The organism is Roseibium sp. RKSG952 (assembly GCF_009711355.1).
The window spans coordinates 126047-141779 of the sequence record NZ_SMMF01000957.1; the positions used below are offsets into that span (position 1 = coordinate 126047).

Here is a 15733-nt window from a genome sequence, read left to right on the forward strand (position 1 = left end):
TCACCGAGGCGCACGGATCGTATATCCCATGTTACGTACCGTGTGTATCAGCGCGGTTTTGAACGGCTTATCCACTTTGTGTCGCAGTTTGCTGATGTGCGTTTCAACAATTGTGGTGCCGGGGTCAAAAGTGAAATCCCACACTTTCTCCAAGATCATTGTGCGACTGACAACTCTACCCGGATGCTCCATCAGGTGCTGTAACAGAGCAAACTCCTTATTCAAAAGCTCAATCACCTGGCCCTGCCTGGTTGCTGTTCGGGTCAAGAGATCCAGACTCAGGTCATAAACCTCTAGAATAGTCTCCTGAGCGGTCTGGCCCGGGCGCCGGGAAAGAGCAGTAATCCGGGCAAGCAACTCTGAAAAGTGAAACGGCTTGACCATATAGTCGTCACCGCCAGCCAGCAGCCCTTCGACCCGGTCATCCACATCCGAGAGAGCAGTCAGAAAGATGATTGGCAGATCGCTTTTCGATGCGCGTAGTGCCTTTACAACTGACAACCCATCCATGCCAGGCAGCATCCGATCAACAATCGCAATGTCTACGCTATTGTAGAGGCAATAGGTCAGAGCCTCTCGCCCGTCTTCTACCCAGTCAACAACATATCCGTGTTCGGTCAGGCCTTTGCGGATATAGTCAGCCGATTTCACATCGTCTTCTGCCAAAAGAACTTTCATACCCCGTTGATACGTCAAATGCGCCTGCTCGAAAAGCGATCGCATGGTTGGGTTCTGATGAGCTGGTAGCGACAGGACGACCCGTCTTGCCGCGCAACTTTCTTGTGCAAAAAACTAGGGCACGATGTAACGGTTGACCCATCCATCCTGAAGCCAGTGCATGTCTGGCAGCGCGAGCCAAAATGATCGTGAACAGAACCGTGATCATCGTTTGATGAAACGGGGATCCTGCTCCACGATGTTGTTCAGGTATTTACGCCTCACCATCTCGATTGGTACTGGGCAGCCAAATCCTTAGAGTATTCTGGTAATAGCCTTGATGCATGCAGCATTGGCTCCGCTTTTGTCGGCGCCAACTACTCTGAGAGAAGACCTAATTTTCCAGCGCTGACTTTCGTATCGCAGAATTTCTTTCGATCAACTGTGCCTCTAACTTTTCAGACTCTGGTCTCTCCTGGAAAGAAATCCAGCGGGCCAACGCGATGGCTGCACGTTCGCCCATTCTGGAAACTGGAAGATGAACCGTCGACAACGAGGGTACGGCGACGGCAGAACTGGGCAGATCATCCAGGCCCATCAACGATACGTCTTTCGGAACACTTACTCCCTTGGATTGAAGACCAAACAAAACCCCTAGCGCGACGACGTCCGAAAGACACAAGACAGCGTCAGTCTTGACCGCATTACTTACGATACGCGCAGCTGCTTCCGCACCGCCGCGAAGGCTGATTTCAGTCTCAACAGTTGCAAGTTCGCCGTTCCAGTTCGCAGCGCGCAGCCCGGAAAGCCGCGCGAGTGTCCGGTCATTGTTGTGAACCGGGCCGTGCACAACAGTGATTTTCTGATGCCCCAGATCAATGAGGTGCTGCAGTGCCAATTGTGCCACGGCCTTGTTGTCATACCCGATCGTTGGCAAAGGATTGGAGCCGTCATAATAGGATGTGATGATTGTGGGGATCATCGTACGTTCGAGAAGTTCGTGGAACTCATCGGAATGGGTTGCGCCGGTAACGATCAGTCCTTCTGCCCCAATATCGACAAGCCCCTTCGCCTTTTTAGCTTCGACCTGCAGGTCAGAGTCAGTAGTGGCCACAATCAACGATAGCCCATCTTCGGAAAGCTTTCGCTCCAAAGCGGCCAAGAACCGAGCGAAAATAGCATTGTCCAGAGTTGGAACCAGCGCACCTACAAAACGCGTACGGCCAGAGTTAATTGCTCGGGCCGCCGCACTAGGGACGAAGCGAAGTTCAGTGATCGCTTTTTGAACTTTCTCCAGAGTGTCCTTTTTTACCACATCTGGTTCATTCAGTACTCGGGACACCGTCGCGACTGAAACGCCCGCTGCTTTTGCGACATCTCTGAGATTTGCGCGTTTTTTCAGCGCGGGGGCTTTTTGTGTCACCTGTATTTGCGTCCACTTATTTTGAGTTTCATTGAAAGTGTTGACATATGTAACTGGTTTCATCAACCTCTGTAACTAGTTTCATAACTGAGAATCCAACAGCGATATGCAAGGTTCTGCTGTCTTACACGAGTTCACGAATTCCGGGTTCGAAAGCCCGGGACGCAGATTCCCTGGGTTTCCGAAGGCTTCTGGGGTTCGAAAATATGTTCTGGCATCGCGGGAAGCGATCCGAGTGGAGTTGGATCCGGGTGATTTGCTATCCTTGGAAGCGGCGTCGCAGACGCAACCTCTGGACATTGTTGCATATCTCGACGGGCAGACTGCGCTTGCTCATCTGGGCTTAGAGGCAAACGGAGCGCTTGATCACTACGAATTCAACAGCGAGCCACTCGAGGGTTGGATCAGTGCGAATGGCGGAAATCCAACGCAAACAGTTCCATGCTACAAGGCAGTCGCGTCTGCAGATCCTCTGATCTTGCGTACAGACAATCGCATCACAGTTTGGCTGATCCGACCAACTCCGAACACTGGATTGATCGAAGGGATTGGTTCTGGCTGCGTCGCGGTTTCTCATACGGTTGCAGCTTCAAGCGTGCCTTTTTTGCCACCGCTTTTGGGTGATACGCGAGACGAATTCACTGTACCGCGCGGTACGGGACTCGCATATGAGCTGAAAGTCGGTGAATTTGTTCAAATCATCGACGTCGAGGGGCAGCAGTGCTCTGACTTCATGGCACTTCGTTCCGACGGGTTGGATCGCGGAGACGAATGTATGATCGACTCGACCGCGACCCGGTCGATGGTGCGACGCGCCTATCCTGGCCCCGGTTTGCTTGACAAGTTTTACGACCGTGAGATGCGGCCTCTTCTCAACGTGGTGCAAGACACCTGTGGGCGGCACGACACCTTTGGTTTGGCCTGTACAGCGCGCGGCTATGAAGAACGCGGCTTTCCCGGCCATGTGAACTGTTCAGACAATATGTCGAATGCGCTAGCAGCCTACGGCGTAGCTCGCCGATCTGCGTGGCCGGCCATCAATTTCTTCTGGAGTACCTGGATTGATCCGGCAAGTCATCACATCCTGACCGAAGAATCCCACTCGCGCCCCGGAGACTACGTAACCATGCGGGCACTGGAAGATCTGGTTTGCGTTTCGACTGCTTGCCCGGACGATATAGACCCGATCAATGGTTGGAACCCGACGGATGTGCATGTCCGTATCTACCGCCCGGAAACGCCGATCCGCCGCGCGGTTGCCTATCGTGAAAAGGAAGATGCCCCGATGTCGATCAGTCAGGAGTCCGCGTTTCATGACCGTCTGGCCCCGCTGACCCAGCATTTCGCCCCGGCGCGCGATCTGTGGACACCGGTCAGCTACCCGGCCCATGGCACATTGGGCGAGTACTGGGCCTGTCGCGAGGCAGTGACGGTGCAGGACATGAGCGGGTTGCGCAAATTCGATATCGTTGGCCCAGATGCGGAGAAACTGCTGCAACAAGCAACAACCCGAAACGTGGCCAAGCTGCCGGTCTGGCGCGGGTCCTACACTTTGATGTGCGACGAAAGCGGGTCGGTCATCGATGACGGCACGCTTTTTCGGCTTGCGCCCGAGATTTTTCGCTGGTGCTGCGGCTCTGAAGAAAGCGGCCGTGCACTACAGTCATTGGCCACGAATCTGGGCCTGCAGGTCCGTGTGCACGCTATGCAGAACGCGATGCCTAACCTCGCGATTCAGGGGCCAAAATCGCGCGACCTATTGCGCAAGATCACCTTTACTCAGCCGCATGTGCCGTCGTTGGAAGACATGAAGTGGTTCGGTGTGACGATCGCCCGCCTCAATAATCGCGAAGGTGCGCCATTTATGCTCTCGCGCTCCGGATACACTGGGGAGCTGGGCTACGAAATCTTCTGTTCCAAGTCTGACGCGATTGAGATCTGGGACGCTGTTATGGAAGCGGGTCAGGAACTTGGAGTTACACCCATGGGCTCGGCAGCATTGGACATTATCCGGATCGAAGCCGGGTTGGCCGCGGCAAATGCTGAATTTGCACCCGGAGTAGATGCATTCGAAGCCGGGTTGGGCTTCGCCATCGATCTGAACAAAAACAATTTTACGGGCAAAGCCGCGCTTGAAAGAAACGCGCGAGAGCCGCGTCGCGCGCTCAAAGGCTTACTGATCGGCTGTGATGATGTACCTGCCCACGGCGCCCCTGTTTTTGCCGGTGAACGGCAGGTAGGCGTCGTCACTTCGGCCACTAGGTCACCGATGCTGGAACACGCCATCGCGATGGCGAGGGTGTCGGCCGAACACTCCGAGAACGGGACACAGCTGGAAATCGGTCAACTTGACGGGCGGATGAAAAGGCTCGGTGCCACTGTCTCGGACATTCCATTCATAGACCCGCAACGAAAGCGGGCGCGCGCCTGAAGGCGCAAGCAACACTACGCAACAGGAGAACAAGATGAAGCACTTTAATACACTGACTGCGTCGCTGGCATTGGCCTTGGGTGCCACCACTGCAATGGCGCAGGAAAAGGTTATGGTTGGTGAGCCCAGCTGGCCTGGAGCCAAGATTATGAGCCGTGTGATCGGTCAGGTCATTGAAACCCGTCTTGGCGGTGAAGTCGGCTATGCGCCCGGCGCAAACGCAGTGATCTTTGCTGCGATGGATGGTGGGCGTGGTGACATTGACGTGCACCCCGATGTCTGGTTGCCAAACCAGTCTTCGTTCACTGACGAATACGTGGACCAAAAGGGGACAGTTGGCCTGTCCGATGGTAGCTATGAAGGTCGTGCCGGTATTTGTGTTCCGACCTACATGGTCGAGGATCACAACATCAAATCGATCTATGATCTTGCCACGCCGATGGCGCAGGAGCTTTTTGACTCAGACGGCGATGGCATGGGCGAGGTCTGGGTTGGAGCTTCTGGTTGGGCATCTACCAATACCTTTAAAGTACGAGTACGCGATTATGGCATCGAAACTTTCCTGACGCCGACCACCGAGGATGAAACGGTATTCTATTCGCGTTTGAAGGATCAGATCGATCAGGAGAAAGGTGCAGCGTTCTACTGTTATGCTCCGCATTACGTGCACGCGCTTTATGACGTCACCATTCTGGAAGAGCCCGAACATGATCCGGCCACCTACAAAATGGTCCAACCCGATCAGGATGCAGATTGGTACAACCAGTCTCATGTCAGCACCGGCGAGCCGGTAAAGACGGTAACGGTTGCGCATTCCAAGTCTTTGGACCAGCGCAATCCGGCGGCCGCGTCATTCCTGAGCAGCATCAACATGGATGCCGCCCAGCTGAGCGGTCTGACTTATGAAGTCGTGGTCAAAGGGCGCGAGATCGATGAGGTTGTGGCCGAATGGATCGATGCCAATGCCGATACAGTTGATGGCTGGCTGGGCCTGAAAACCAACTGAAGCAACTGTGCCCCCGGCGTTTCTGGATCGGGGGCGCAATCCACAAGACCAACTATGGTGAGACCAGTATGACAGCGGATATCGCAATCGATGCGCGTGGCGTGTGGAAAGTTTTCGGAGCAAAGGCGCAAGACGCGCTGAAGGCCATTCACAATGAAGGGTTGAGCAAGGCGGAGGTACTTGAACGCTTTAACTGCGTTGTAGGTGTTGCCGATGCCAGTTTCGAGATCGAACGCGGTGAGCTGTTTTGCGTCATGGGTCTATCCGGGTCGGGTAAGTCGACTTTGGTTCGTCATGTAAATCGCCTGTTGGAGCCTACGGACGGTCATATCTATCTGGATGGCGATGACGTTATGGGCCTAAACGACGAAGGGCTTCGCGATCTGCGCAATCGCCGCGTTGCGATGGTATTCCAGAACTTTGGCCTGATGCCCCACCGTACCGTACGAGACAACGTAGCTATGCCCCTAGAAATTCGCGGCACCGGTAAGGCAAGGCGCTGGGAAGAAGCAGATCGCGTTCTTGAACTGGTGGAACTGAGCGGCTGGGAAGACAAATACGCGCACGAACTGTCTGGTGGCATGCAGCAGCGGGTCGGCCTTGCCCGCGCTATCGCTGCGGACCCGGAGATCTTGTTGATGGACGAGCCGTTCTCGGCCCTTGACCCGCTGATCCGCAAGCAACTGCAGGATCAGTTCATGGAGCTCAGCCACAAGCTCAACAAGACTACGATGTTTATCACGCACGATCTTGATGAAGCCATTCGTATCGGCCACCGCATCGCGATCATGAAAGATGGGCGCATCGTTCAGATTGGCACGCCGGAAGAGATCATTCTGAATCCGGCAGATGACTATGTTGCTGACTTCGTTGCCGGGATTTCAAAACTCAATATGATCTTTGCCCATGCGGTGATGAAGCCGGTTGAAGAGTTCGAGGCACATCACGGTGAGGTTCCGACAGACGCCAAAGAGGCACATCCCGACATGGATTTGTCTGATCTCATGAACCTCTGCGTAGATGGTCACGGGGTTGTGGCTGTCACACAGGACGGCAAGACCGTGGGCGTGATCAACCGGGCGGGTCTGATCCGCGCCATTCAAGACAGTCAGGCATAAGGGAACGGCGATGAAACACGTTGACGTACAACAGGTCCAACCCGAGACCGCTGACCGCCTGAACGGCCTGATTGGGGATTTCGTTGGGCAGGGCGAGGCGTATTATCAGAAAACATTCTCCTACATGATGCAGGCTCCGGGTTACCGGTTCACCCTGAACAAGGCTGCTGCAATTCTTGGGCCAATCTGGTTTGGAGCGCGGGGTCTCTGGTCGTGGTTTCTGACTTTTCTGGTACTTGAAACACTGGCTTACATACAGATAGGGCTGGGTCTTTTTGGTGATCTTGGGCGCGAATTTCGCGAACGAGCCGAGCAGATCGAACAAACCCTTGATCTTCGCCGACAACAGATCGAAGCGGCCGAACAATCGGGTGCCGCCTCGCTCGATTCCCTGAAACGTGCAGCAGAGTCGCTTGAGGGGGCTTTGGCCGGGGCTCAGGACGCTGCCCGAAGTGCCGATTCAACGGGGATCACATATCTGGCAGCAGGAATCGTCCTTTTGCTGGTCGTAAAGTTTATCGCTGCGTCATTGGCCAACTGGACCTTAGAGGGTCAGTTCGCCCGCTGGCGATCAGATTCCAGCGTGGCTCATGGGTGGTCCATGGCACGCATGATTGTTGCATCGGCACTGACCGTGGTCGTTGTCATTCTGTCCGCAATAAAATTTGCGCAACCCGATGCGTTTGCGATCCTCAAGACTTTTCCAACCAACCGTGACTGGCGATTGAATGTCGGGGATGGTGTGCAGGCAGTCTTTGAATGGACCAAAACTGCGGGTCGAGGTTTCTTTGATGGGCTGACATACGGGATGCGCACCCTGTTGGACTGGATCGAGGTGGTTCTGGTCGACACGCCCTGGCCAGTGGTTTCGCTGGTTATCATTATGTTGGCTTACCTTTCTGCGGGTGCGCGTGTTGCGATTTTCACCGGCGCTGCATTGGCCTATCTCGGGTTACTGGATTTCTGGGAAAAGGCGATGACCACTATCGCGCTGCTGGGTGCAGCAGCGATGATCTCAATTACGCTCGGCATCCCACTTGGTATCTATTGTGCGCGTCGGCCCAGGGCCTTTGCCATCGTGCGACCGATACTGGATTTCATGCAATCGATGCCATCCTTTGTTTATCTGATCCCGGTGGTCGCGTTCATCGGATCCGGTAAACCTGCGGGTGTGGTCGCGACCATGATTTTTGGCAGTCCACCCGTCATTCGCTTTACCGTCCTTGGTTTGCAGCAGGTTCCCGAAACCGTGCGCGAGGCTGCTTTGGCATTTGGTGCCACCCCGCGCTATCTGCTTTGGCGCGTAGATCTTCCACTTGCGCACAAAACCATCATGGCAGGTGTCAATCAGACCATCCTGATGTCATTGGCCATGGTTGTTGTCGCATCGCTGATCGGGGCAAAGGGACTGGGCGAAGATGTTCTGGAGGCGTTGCAATATGCGGCGGCAGGGCAGGGCATATTGGCAGGCCTCGCCATTCTGTTTTGTGCTCTCATTCTGGATCGTATTGTGGCCGGTAAGAAGTGAGCCCTATTGCGAATATGATATCAGCTAAATCGTCCTGACTTCAAATCCCGTGGTGCAATGTCTTTTGAGCGGTGTGCACAAAAAGGATTCACATCGGGCGACTGTCATGGCTCAAGCTGATGGCACTGTTGCCAACTGTCAGGTGATCTTCCACCTTTAGACATTGTGGGCGATGTGGTCAAAGTGGAGGTAAGGCGCTGGTTGCCTGCGCACCCTTTCTAGCGGTGAATATGCTCATCTCGCTCGGGGAGAAAATCGACCAATTTTGTACAAGGGCCTGCTGCACACACATCCGGACAGTGAACAAAATGAAGACAGCGGGAAAGCGATAACGTCTAGCCACTTGTTTGCGGTTCACATTTGGTTTTCCCGTCTAGCCTTCAGGAGCGGGGGCAGCGGTTGCTAAAGTCCAAGTGAAAATACAACTGATACAATCACTGGCGCTTTTCTGATACATTTCGAACCCAGAGTCTTCTCATCCCGCTGAACGGCAACGCGCTACAATCGCCCGAGGAAGACCGGAATATGTTACACAAGCGACTGCCAAGCCTCGGTGCTGCCATCGCTCCTTTAGTAGGACAATTGTGGGTTCGTGAATTCAGAACCTGTCAGAGACGGATTTTTGAGTCGGTGGCATGACTGCCACCAGTATTGCTCTTTTCGCAGTCGGCATCGGTAGCGTCACCTTCGCATTTTGGGGGCATTATACCCACTCGGGTCAGCAGAGCTTTGAAGGCATGAGCGGAATGATCCCGATCACTGCTGGGGTATTTGGCGGACTACTCATAGTTTTGGCTGTGCTATTGGCTGGATATCAGCTTTTGGTCCCGTCCATCGAACGGGATTTTGCCACGTTGTCGTTTCCAGACGCTCCGCGGTATTCAAACTATAACCATTGGGTTTTGTTATCGGTTACCGTAGCCATGTTGGTTCTGTTCGACCTGTTCTGTCGCATGACAGTTGGCGTGTCTGGCATATTGATCGTGTTTTCATGGTTTGAGAGTGGGGCTTCTCGCTGGGGTTTGAGCATACTCTTTCTGGGGGTCCTGACCGTACATACGTTGATGGTGACTGATACGATCGGAACGATCCATACTCGCTATTTTGGCCAACCAGACTCCTCGGTCGTGGTTGGTCATGATCTGCACAACGAGGTGTTTCGTCTTTATCCAACTATAAGGGGAGGTGAGATCGTGACTTCACACGGCGGTACCTACGAAGATAACGATGTATTTGCCGACCGATTTGCCGATCTGCAATGGGAGAAAACTCTGCGGTTCGGTCAGCGTGCGCAGGATGTTTTGGGCTGGCAGTCTTATACGACGAAGGCAGCGATCAAGGCTGGCGTGCTCCACTTTGCGACATTGGGTTTGCTTGGGTTATTCTTCATTGGACTAATCGGTTGGTCCGTTGACTATCAGGGAGAGCTTGAGACCACTTCGGCCTCGGCCGTGGAGACCGGATTCAGCTGGTTGTGGCAACATCACCGGGTCATGTTTCTGGCAGCTGTGTTGGCAGGCGCGGGAACGATGATCGGTTTGGTGGCCTGGGCTCATGACCCAAAGCTCGTTGAACAGCTTCAGCCGGGCGATGTATTTGAACCGCTGCCAGAGGCGATCCGACCTGGTAAGGTGATCAAAGGCATTGTTGTCGATCATTCGGCGGAACAGACTCATTTCAATAATCAGTCTGGATCGAGCGTGTCGCACTATAATCTATTAGTGCGGATTGATGAAGTTTTCGCACATTCAATCTGGCTAAGGATCACTTTGGAGAACATCAAACCGATCCGGGATTGGGTGAGTGAGGCGGTGTCGCTACAGGGTGTAGCAGAGACATTCATCGTGCAGGATGATCTATCGATCATACCGCAGAAACTACATCGTGTGGGTGTTCTGTCGCATTCCTATTAGAAGGCGGCGTGCAAGATTACTTCCTTCGGAAAATGCGTGACCTGCGTGAGATCGCGACAGTTTGCTCCTGCCTTATCCGGCGGCTTGTTATCAGAACTGCGGTCGGATACGGCAGCTGAGTACAGAGTTTGCGTGAGATCCCCTCTGCACTGAGTTATCACTTTGGGAAAAGCCTACACTTCGACAACACTGGTAACCGTCTCGCGGAAGTAGTCCAGCAGACCATCTGCCTCATGAGACAAGATATACGTAAGGCTTTTTACTTCCCTTTGTTGGACGCCGTAGAAAAACTGCTGATGAAAGGAAGTCAGATACCAGCCATCACCTAGCTCTACGCAATTTGTGCCTAATGATTTTGTGCCCTCGGGAAACACCTCTGCGCCCAGTCGGCCAACGAGTACCATCAGCTCATCGCGGTTTTTTGCCTGCTGCCAACTGATGTCGGTATCATCGCGAAAGTGATCGATCCGAAAATCAATATCCTGCGCGATCAGTTCAAACATCGTCGGGTCACCAGCGACAAATTTGGCGATGATTTGTTCGATAACTGTTTCTTCAACAATCGCAGATTTCAGTTCCATGTTCATAGACTCCTCTTTGTTTGGCGTATGGAGTCTGTCACCGCTGCATGACAAAGTTAATTGCTATATCAATTATGAATGATATAGATATTATCTATGATAGAGTTAAACTCCTTACGCTACTTTGTCAGCGCCTATGAGGTCAGGACTTTTAGCAAAGCGGCACGAGAGAACGGCGTTAGCCAGCCAACAGTCTCGGCTGCGATTCAAAAGCTTGAAGATCGTCTGGGCGCATCTTTGTTTCTACGCTCAAAAACTGGCTTAACGCCCACACCGCTAGGGACGCGGCTCTATCATGACGCGCTGAACAGCGTCACTCATCTCACAACACTCGAGAGCCGAATTCTGAATCAGCCGAAACAGAATGTCCGGATCCATTGTGCACCAGATATGCTGATCAATAGCCTCGCGTCAGGGCTCAGCAGTCTTCGCCGCGAGTTTTCCGATCTGGCCTTCGGTTTTACAGCCGAAGCGAAAGATAGCGACATCACCTATACTACTGACGTCTGCCTTCCTGCTTCACATAGCTTCATTCTATTGGAGGAGGAGACTTTTGGCGTGGCGTTCTCAAGTAAGCACCCGCTTGCCACCCTGAGCGAGGTGCGACTGGAGGATGTTCGCAGGTACCCAATAATTCACAGGCCTTACTGCCCGAATGCAGATCATATGGATATGAATGCACTCAGCACAGCGCCCGCAGCACAGGCTATGAACGACCCACAGTTGATGGATCTGGTTGCGGCGGATCTTGGCATCGCTTTCACGCCACGCTCACATGCCAGATACCGTGAAGATGTCGTCTGGGTTCCACTTGCGGATAGAAACGCAGGAACACGTAAAGCCGGGATTTCCCATCGACGATCGGCGTTGGCCACCAAGCTGGCAAAGAAGCTGGCTGAGGTTATCAAAAGTGGCTGACCTTTTCGTACAAAGGCGACCCTCTGGCAAATGATACAATTGATACATCTTGCAATGTTTCTCTGACACAAACCGGCACTAGCCTGACGGTTTAAGTAAATGGAACCTGTTGACCTGCCCAGGTTCACCTGCAGCGGGAGAGAGCGAGAGAATGAGTGGCCAAAATCGTACCGGATTTGCATCGGCAGCACTGGTGTTACTGCTTTCCAAATCGGCACTTGGATGTCAGCCCATGCACCAAGTGAATTACAAGACAGATGGAGGCTTCTTCGATATTCGACTGAACGGTGTTCTGGTAATGGCAGGGGATAGCTATTCAGGCGTTGTGAAACTAGATCAGGGTTTATTGGACGGTGAGAATACAATTACGGTTACTTATGACGCCAAGGGCGCGCAGGATGTAGCTTATTTCGCAGTGCATGAAGGCTGCGAGGACGAATTTCCGAATGAACAATCTCTGGCTTCAGTGGAAATACACGGCGATGGAGAGCAAGAATTGGTCTTCAATAGCCAGAGCCCGGTTGAGGCTTTTTTTCCCGGGGCAGTTATAAGCGACGGCAAGGGCCTGCTTGATGCGGTGAAAGAGCTACAGGCCGCAGTTCAAAGGCGAGATGTCGAAACCGTATTTGCTTTCCACGAACCTCTTCTGACCAAAATGGCTGAAAGCGGTGCTCCGATGGAGCGGATCAATGCTCATGTCACCAAGATGCTGACGGAAGGCGAAATTACCCTAATGCAAAACCTGACTTTGACACCGGTCTTGGATGGGTTGGCCTGGGAAGTATTGGCCCCCTCCAGTCAGCCGCCTGTTGTTATTCACCTTGAGCAGGATGGCGGGCAGTATGAATGGACCAGCGGAACGCGATGGGTTTTTGTTGATAACGCTTGGTACGTTATCGAACCGTGAAGCTATCTTGTGAGTTCAGGTTATGGCTTGTCGGCTACCGCATCTCCCGACAAACTGATCTGAGCCAGCAAGTGCACCGCCTTGATCCAACCGGTCTTAGAGGACAGCGAAAATGACGACAGCTCAGGAGATGGCAACCTGTGTCGAGGGTAGTTCACAAATCGATGTCACCCAGTTCGAAGACCTGCTCAATGCCATGGACGAAGGGGTCGCACTATTTGATGTCGATGGTAGTTTTCTTCTGTGCAATGACAAATACATGGAAATGCTGGCGCCATCAGGTCATCCACGACCCGACGTAGGAAACTCATCTCAACAGGTCGCGCTTGGCTTTTTTGGAACGGGTTATCTTCAGCCGGTAGATGGCATGGATGAGGCGACGCTTCCGCGTACTGTTGGAGTGCCGACTGATCCGGGACAGATATTCGAGTTCAGAAACGCGGACGGGTGCACCATTGCCGCCACTACCAAAATTACCTTAGGCGGCAGGGCACTGGTGCGCTTGCAGTTTCTCGAGGAAGCGAAAACGCCCGATCAATCAGCGCGTGACATGTTGCTAGATGCGTTTCAGGCATTGGATGAAGGTCTCGTTCTTTGCGATGAGAACATGCGTTTCGTCTTTGCCAACACGGCGTGGAAGAACATGATGTATGGTGCGCGGCCGCATCTTACTCCTGAACCCGGCGACGAAGTTGTCGAAAAGGTTATCGAGCTGGTCAAGGACGGCTTCTACGATATCCCTGCGGATCAGAGCCAAGAGGATTACATCAATTGGCTGATGACCGAGATGTCGCAGCACGGGAAACAGGTGGAGATACGCACCGCAGAGGGCAAACACTATGTGGGTGCCTCACATTTGACCGCGTACGGCGGATCCCTGTTGTTTGTACGCGATCTGACCAATCAACGTAGGGCTGAGGCGACGCGGCTCGAAGCCGTGAACGGCGCTATCGATGCAGTGGATTACCCTCTGGTTTTGTTTGATGCGGATGAGAAGTTCGTGCTGGCCAATAAGGCGTGGTACGCGATGATCGAGCCTACGGGGTTGGATCCGCAGCCTGGTGACCCTGGAAATGAGTTTTTCTGGTCCATTGTCGACTCTGATTATTACCTACGCCCGGAGGGTATGAGTAAGGAAGACTACTTTGCCGCCGGAATGGCCTTAATCTACAACTACGGACGCGAGTTTCCGCTGCAAACCTCTGATGGCAGGGTTTTTCTAGGAAGCTCGAATGTCACCGCGCTGGGTGGATTTCTGCTGTCCTATCGGGAAATCACCGAACAGATCCGCGCCGAGGCAGAGCTGGAACAACAGCGTGAGGTGGCTCATCAGAACGAAAAGCTCTCGGCCCTTGGGGAACTGCTGGCCGGCGTCGCGCATGAGCTGAACAATCCATTGTCGGTGATTTTCGGGTATAGCCAGATGCTGCAGGGCAAGGTGAGCGATCCCGTGCTGTCCGAACGGATTGATTTGATGTGCCAGTCCGCCGAACGCGCGGGAAAGATCGTAAAAACCTTTCTTGCGATGGCACGTCAGCGTCCAACCCGGATAGATATCTGTTCGCTTAACGACGTTGTGGCGACAGCATTGGAGGTGTCGGGCTACTCGCTGAAAACCAACGGCACTGTTGTCGAGACTGATCTAGACGAGACCGCGCCTCCGATTGCGGGTGATTTCGATCAGCTGGCGCAGGTTTTCAGCAATCTCATTGTCAATGCTGGCCACGCTCTTCACGAACAGCGCGAGGAAGGCCGCATTCTTGTGCGGTCGTATCACGATGTCGACGAGAACCGAACCGTGGTCGAAATCCGCGACAACGGTCCGGGTATTCCTGCAGACATTCAGAACCGGGTTTTCGAACCATTCTTTACCACTAAGGAAGTCGGCGAAGGGACCGGCGTTGGGCTTGCCTTTAGCCATAAGATTATCGAAGGCCACGAAGGTGAGTTGTCATTGCGATCTGTTCCGGGTGAGGGCACAAGTTTTTACGTCAAGCTGAATGCGGTCCATGATGACAACACGCGGAACGAGCTGGATCGATTGGCCCCCACGCCGTCGAAGTCGCTGTCCTGTCTGGTGGTTGATGACGAGGCCGGCGTGGCGCAATTGCTTTCGGACATACTCACCGACGAAGGCCATTCGGTCGAAATGACGACCACGCCCCGTAAGGCGCTGCACATGGCCGAGGCCAGGGAATTTGATGTGATCCTGAGCGATTTCAAAATGCCCGATATGGATGGCGAAGCGTTCTATGAAGCCCTGCGCCTGATTTCACCGAATAGCGCCAATCGCGTGGGTTTCATAACCGGTGATGCCCTGAGTGAGAATGTCCGTGAATTCTTTGCACGATCAAAACGCCCCTATATCGAAAAACCAATCATTAAACGCGAGCTTTTGACGTTGATCCGGCTCGTGCTCTACGAACTGGAATAGCCTATGTATCATTCCGTTATCATCTGCGACGACGAAGCACCCTTGCGCAAGATGCTCGCAGATCACCTGAGCGAATGTGGCTATGCCGTGCAAGAGGTTGAAAACGCCGCAGAGCTAATGGCGCTTTTGGCCAAACAAGAACCCGATCTGGTGCTGTTGGATGTGCGTATGCCCGGTAAGGACGGTTTCACGGCCTTACGGGATATCCGGATGGATTCTCAGGTGCCGGTGATGATGCTGACAGCTGCCGGAGACGTAGTAGACAAGGTACTGGGTCTGGAGTTCGGGGCCGATGACTATCTTGTCAAACCAGTTGATCTTCGCGAATTGCAAGCGCGGATCAAAGCGGCGATCCGGCGCAGCGCCATCCGGGAAACCGAGCAGGAAAAACATGATCGTCTCAGCGGCACGGTGCCCTTTGGGACCTGCCATCTTGACCTCGATAGCGCCCGCTTATTTGCCGAAGACGGTTCTGAAATTGCGATAACCGCCATGGAGTTTAGTCTGCTGAGGGTTTTTGCCGAAAATCGTGGTCGGATTCTGAACCGTGATCAACTGCTGGCCAAGGCGCATGATCGGGGTTGGGAACCATTCGATCGATCAATTGACCTCAGAATATCGCGCATCCGTCGCAAGGTCGAAAAAAACCCTGAAAAGCCCGAGGTGATCCGTACTGTTCACGGTATCGGCTATGTTTTTGGTTAAATTGCTGCACCGAACACAGACCGATATGGTGCTGGTTTTTCTTACCACGCAACAGTATCCAATCATGAGCAATAGGAGTGCCCTGAAAGTGATCAAGTAAGTCCAATCACGC

At 53.4% G+C, this 15733-nt stretch carries 12 protein-coding genes and 1 pseudogene; 9 read left to right on the forward strand and 4 right to left on the reverse strand.

What is annotated here, in order from left to right; translation table 11 throughout:
- From E1297_RS38865 to E1297_RS38875, 3 genes and pseudogenes are all read right to left on the reverse strand, one after another.
- The gene (locus E1297_RS38865) at positions 1–678 is read right to left on the reverse strand and encodes a response regulator transcription factor (RefSeq protein ID WP_155147895.1); all 678 of its coding nucleotides are present in this window, start codon (positions 676–678) and stop codon (positions 1–3) included.
- Positions 679–885: 207 nt separating this feature from the next.
- Positions 886–1026 (reverse strand): annotated as a pseudogene (locus tag E1297_RS38870) (IS6 family transposase); the annotation flags it as partial.
- A 25-nt stretch (positions 1027–1051) separates the two neighbouring features.
- Positions 1052–2143 (reverse strand): LacI family DNA-binding transcriptional regulator, encoded by a 1092-nt coding sequence (locus E1297_RS38875; protein ID WP_155147897.1) that lies wholly within the window; start codon positions 2141–2143, stop codon positions 1052–1054.
- A 172-nt stretch (positions 2144–2315) separates the two neighbouring features.
- Here E1297_RS38875 and E1297_RS38880 point away from each other — a divergent pair, with 172 nt between their 5' ends.
- From E1297_RS38880 to E1297_RS38900, 5 genes are all read left to right on the forward strand, one after another.
- Complete coding sequence (locus E1297_RS38880; RefSeq protein WP_209016267.1) at positions 2316–4511, forward strand: aminomethyltransferase family protein; 2196 nt, start codon at positions 2316–2318, stop codon at positions 4509–4511.
- Positions 4512–4545: 34 nt separating this feature from the next.
- Positions 4546–5517, forward strand: coding sequence for a glycine betaine ABC transporter substrate-binding protein (locus tag E1297_RS38885; protein WP_155147774.1), 972 nt, complete (start codon positions 4546–4548; stop codon positions 5515–5517).
- A 68-nt stretch (positions 5518–5585) separates the two neighbouring features.
- Positions 5586–6635: a glycine betaine/L-proline ABC transporter ATP-binding protein gene (locus E1297_RS38890; RefSeq protein WP_155147776.1), complete on the forward strand. Its 1050-nt coding sequence runs from the start codon at positions 5586–5588 to the stop codon at positions 6633–6635.
- A gap of 10 nt (positions 6636–6645) precedes the next feature.
- A complete protein-coding gene (locus E1297_RS38895) occupies positions 6646–8163 on the forward strand; it encodes a proline/glycine betaine ABC transporter permease (RefSeq protein ID WP_155147778.1) in 1518 nt (505 codons plus the stop codon).
- Positions 8164–8798: 635 nt separating this feature from the next.
- On the forward strand, positions 8799–10076 hold the full coding sequence (locus tag E1297_RS38900) for a hypothetical protein (protein ID WP_155147780.1): 1278 nt from the start codon (positions 8799–8801) through the stop codon (positions 10074–10076).
- 173 nt (positions 10077–10249) lie between these two features.
- On the opposite strand, the gene E1297_RS38905 is transcribed toward E1297_RS38900, so the two are convergent.
- On the reverse strand, positions 10250–10657 hold the full coding sequence (locus tag E1297_RS38905) for a hypothetical protein (protein ID WP_155147782.1): 408 nt from the start codon (positions 10655–10657) through the stop codon (positions 10250–10252).
- Between the two features lie 96 nt (positions 10658–10753).
- Here E1297_RS38905 and E1297_RS38910 point away from each other — a divergent pair, with 96 nt between their 5' ends.
- From E1297_RS38910 to E1297_RS38925, 4 genes are all read left to right on the forward strand, one after another.
- A complete protein-coding gene (locus tag E1297_RS38910; RefSeq protein WP_155147784.1) occupies positions 10754–11575 on the forward strand; it encodes a LysR family transcriptional regulator in 822 nt (273 codons plus the stop codon).
- Between the two features lie 232 nt (positions 11576–11807).
- Positions 11808–12482, forward strand: a complete 675-nt coding sequence (locus E1297_RS38915; protein ID WP_196223504.1) for a hypothetical protein — start codon at positions 11808–11810, stop codon at positions 12480–12482.
- Between the two features lie 112 nt (positions 12483–12594).
- Entirely contained in the window at positions 12595–14916 is a 2322-nt protein-coding gene (locus tag E1297_RS38920; RefSeq protein ID WP_155147787.1) for an ATP-binding protein, read from the forward strand.
- A 3-nt stretch (positions 14917–14919) separates the two neighbouring features.
- Positions 14920–15621: a response regulator gene (locus E1297_RS38925; RefSeq protein ID WP_155147789.1), complete on the forward strand. Its 702-nt coding sequence runs from the start codon at positions 14920–14922 to the stop codon at positions 15619–15621.
- Positions 15622–15733 lie beyond the last annotated feature (112 nt).

Excerpts from the sequence above, each read along its gene's own strand:
- E1297_RS38865 (WP_155147895.1), bottom strand. The coding sequence starts at position 678 with ATGAAAGTTCTTTTGGCAGAAGACGATGTGAAATCGGCTGACTATATC.
- E1297_RS38875 (WP_155147897.1), bottom strand. The coding sequence starts at position 2,143 with ATGAAACCAGTTACATATGTCAACACTTTCAATGAAACTCAAAATAAG.
- E1297_RS38885 (WP_155147774.1), top strand. The coding sequence starts at position 4,546 with ATGAAGCACTTTAATACACTGACTGCGTCGCTGGCATTGGCCTTGGGT.
- E1297_RS38890 (WP_155147776.1), top strand. The coding sequence starts at position 5,586 with ATGACAGCGGATATCGCAATCGATGCGCGTGGCGTGTGGAAAGTTTTC.
- E1297_RS38895 (WP_155147778.1), top strand. The coding sequence starts at position 6,646 with ATGAAACACGTTGACGTACAACAGGTCCAACCCGAGACCGCTGACCGC.
- E1297_RS38900 (WP_155147780.1), top strand. The coding sequence starts at position 8,799 with ATGACTGCCACCAGTATTGCTCTTTTCGCAGTCGGCATCGGTAGCGTC.
- E1297_RS38905 (WP_155147782.1), bottom strand. The coding sequence starts at position 10,657 with ATGGAACTGAAATCTGCGATTGTTGAAGAAACAGTTATCGAACAAATC.
- E1297_RS38910 (WP_155147784.1), top strand. The coding sequence starts at position 10,754 with ATGATAGAGTTAAACTCCTTACGCTACTTTGTCAGCGCCTATGAGGTC.
- E1297_RS38915 (WP_196223504.1), top strand. The coding sequence starts at position 11,808 with ATGCACCAAGTGAATTACAAGACAGATGGAGGCTTCTTCGATATTCGA.
- E1297_RS38920 (WP_155147787.1), top strand. The coding sequence starts at position 12,595 with ATGACGACAGCTCAGGAGATGGCAACCTGTGTCGAGGGTAGTTCACAA.
- E1297_RS38925 (WP_155147789.1), top strand. The coding sequence starts at position 14,920 with ATGTATCATTCCGTTATCATCTGCGACGACGAAGCACCCTTGCGCAAG.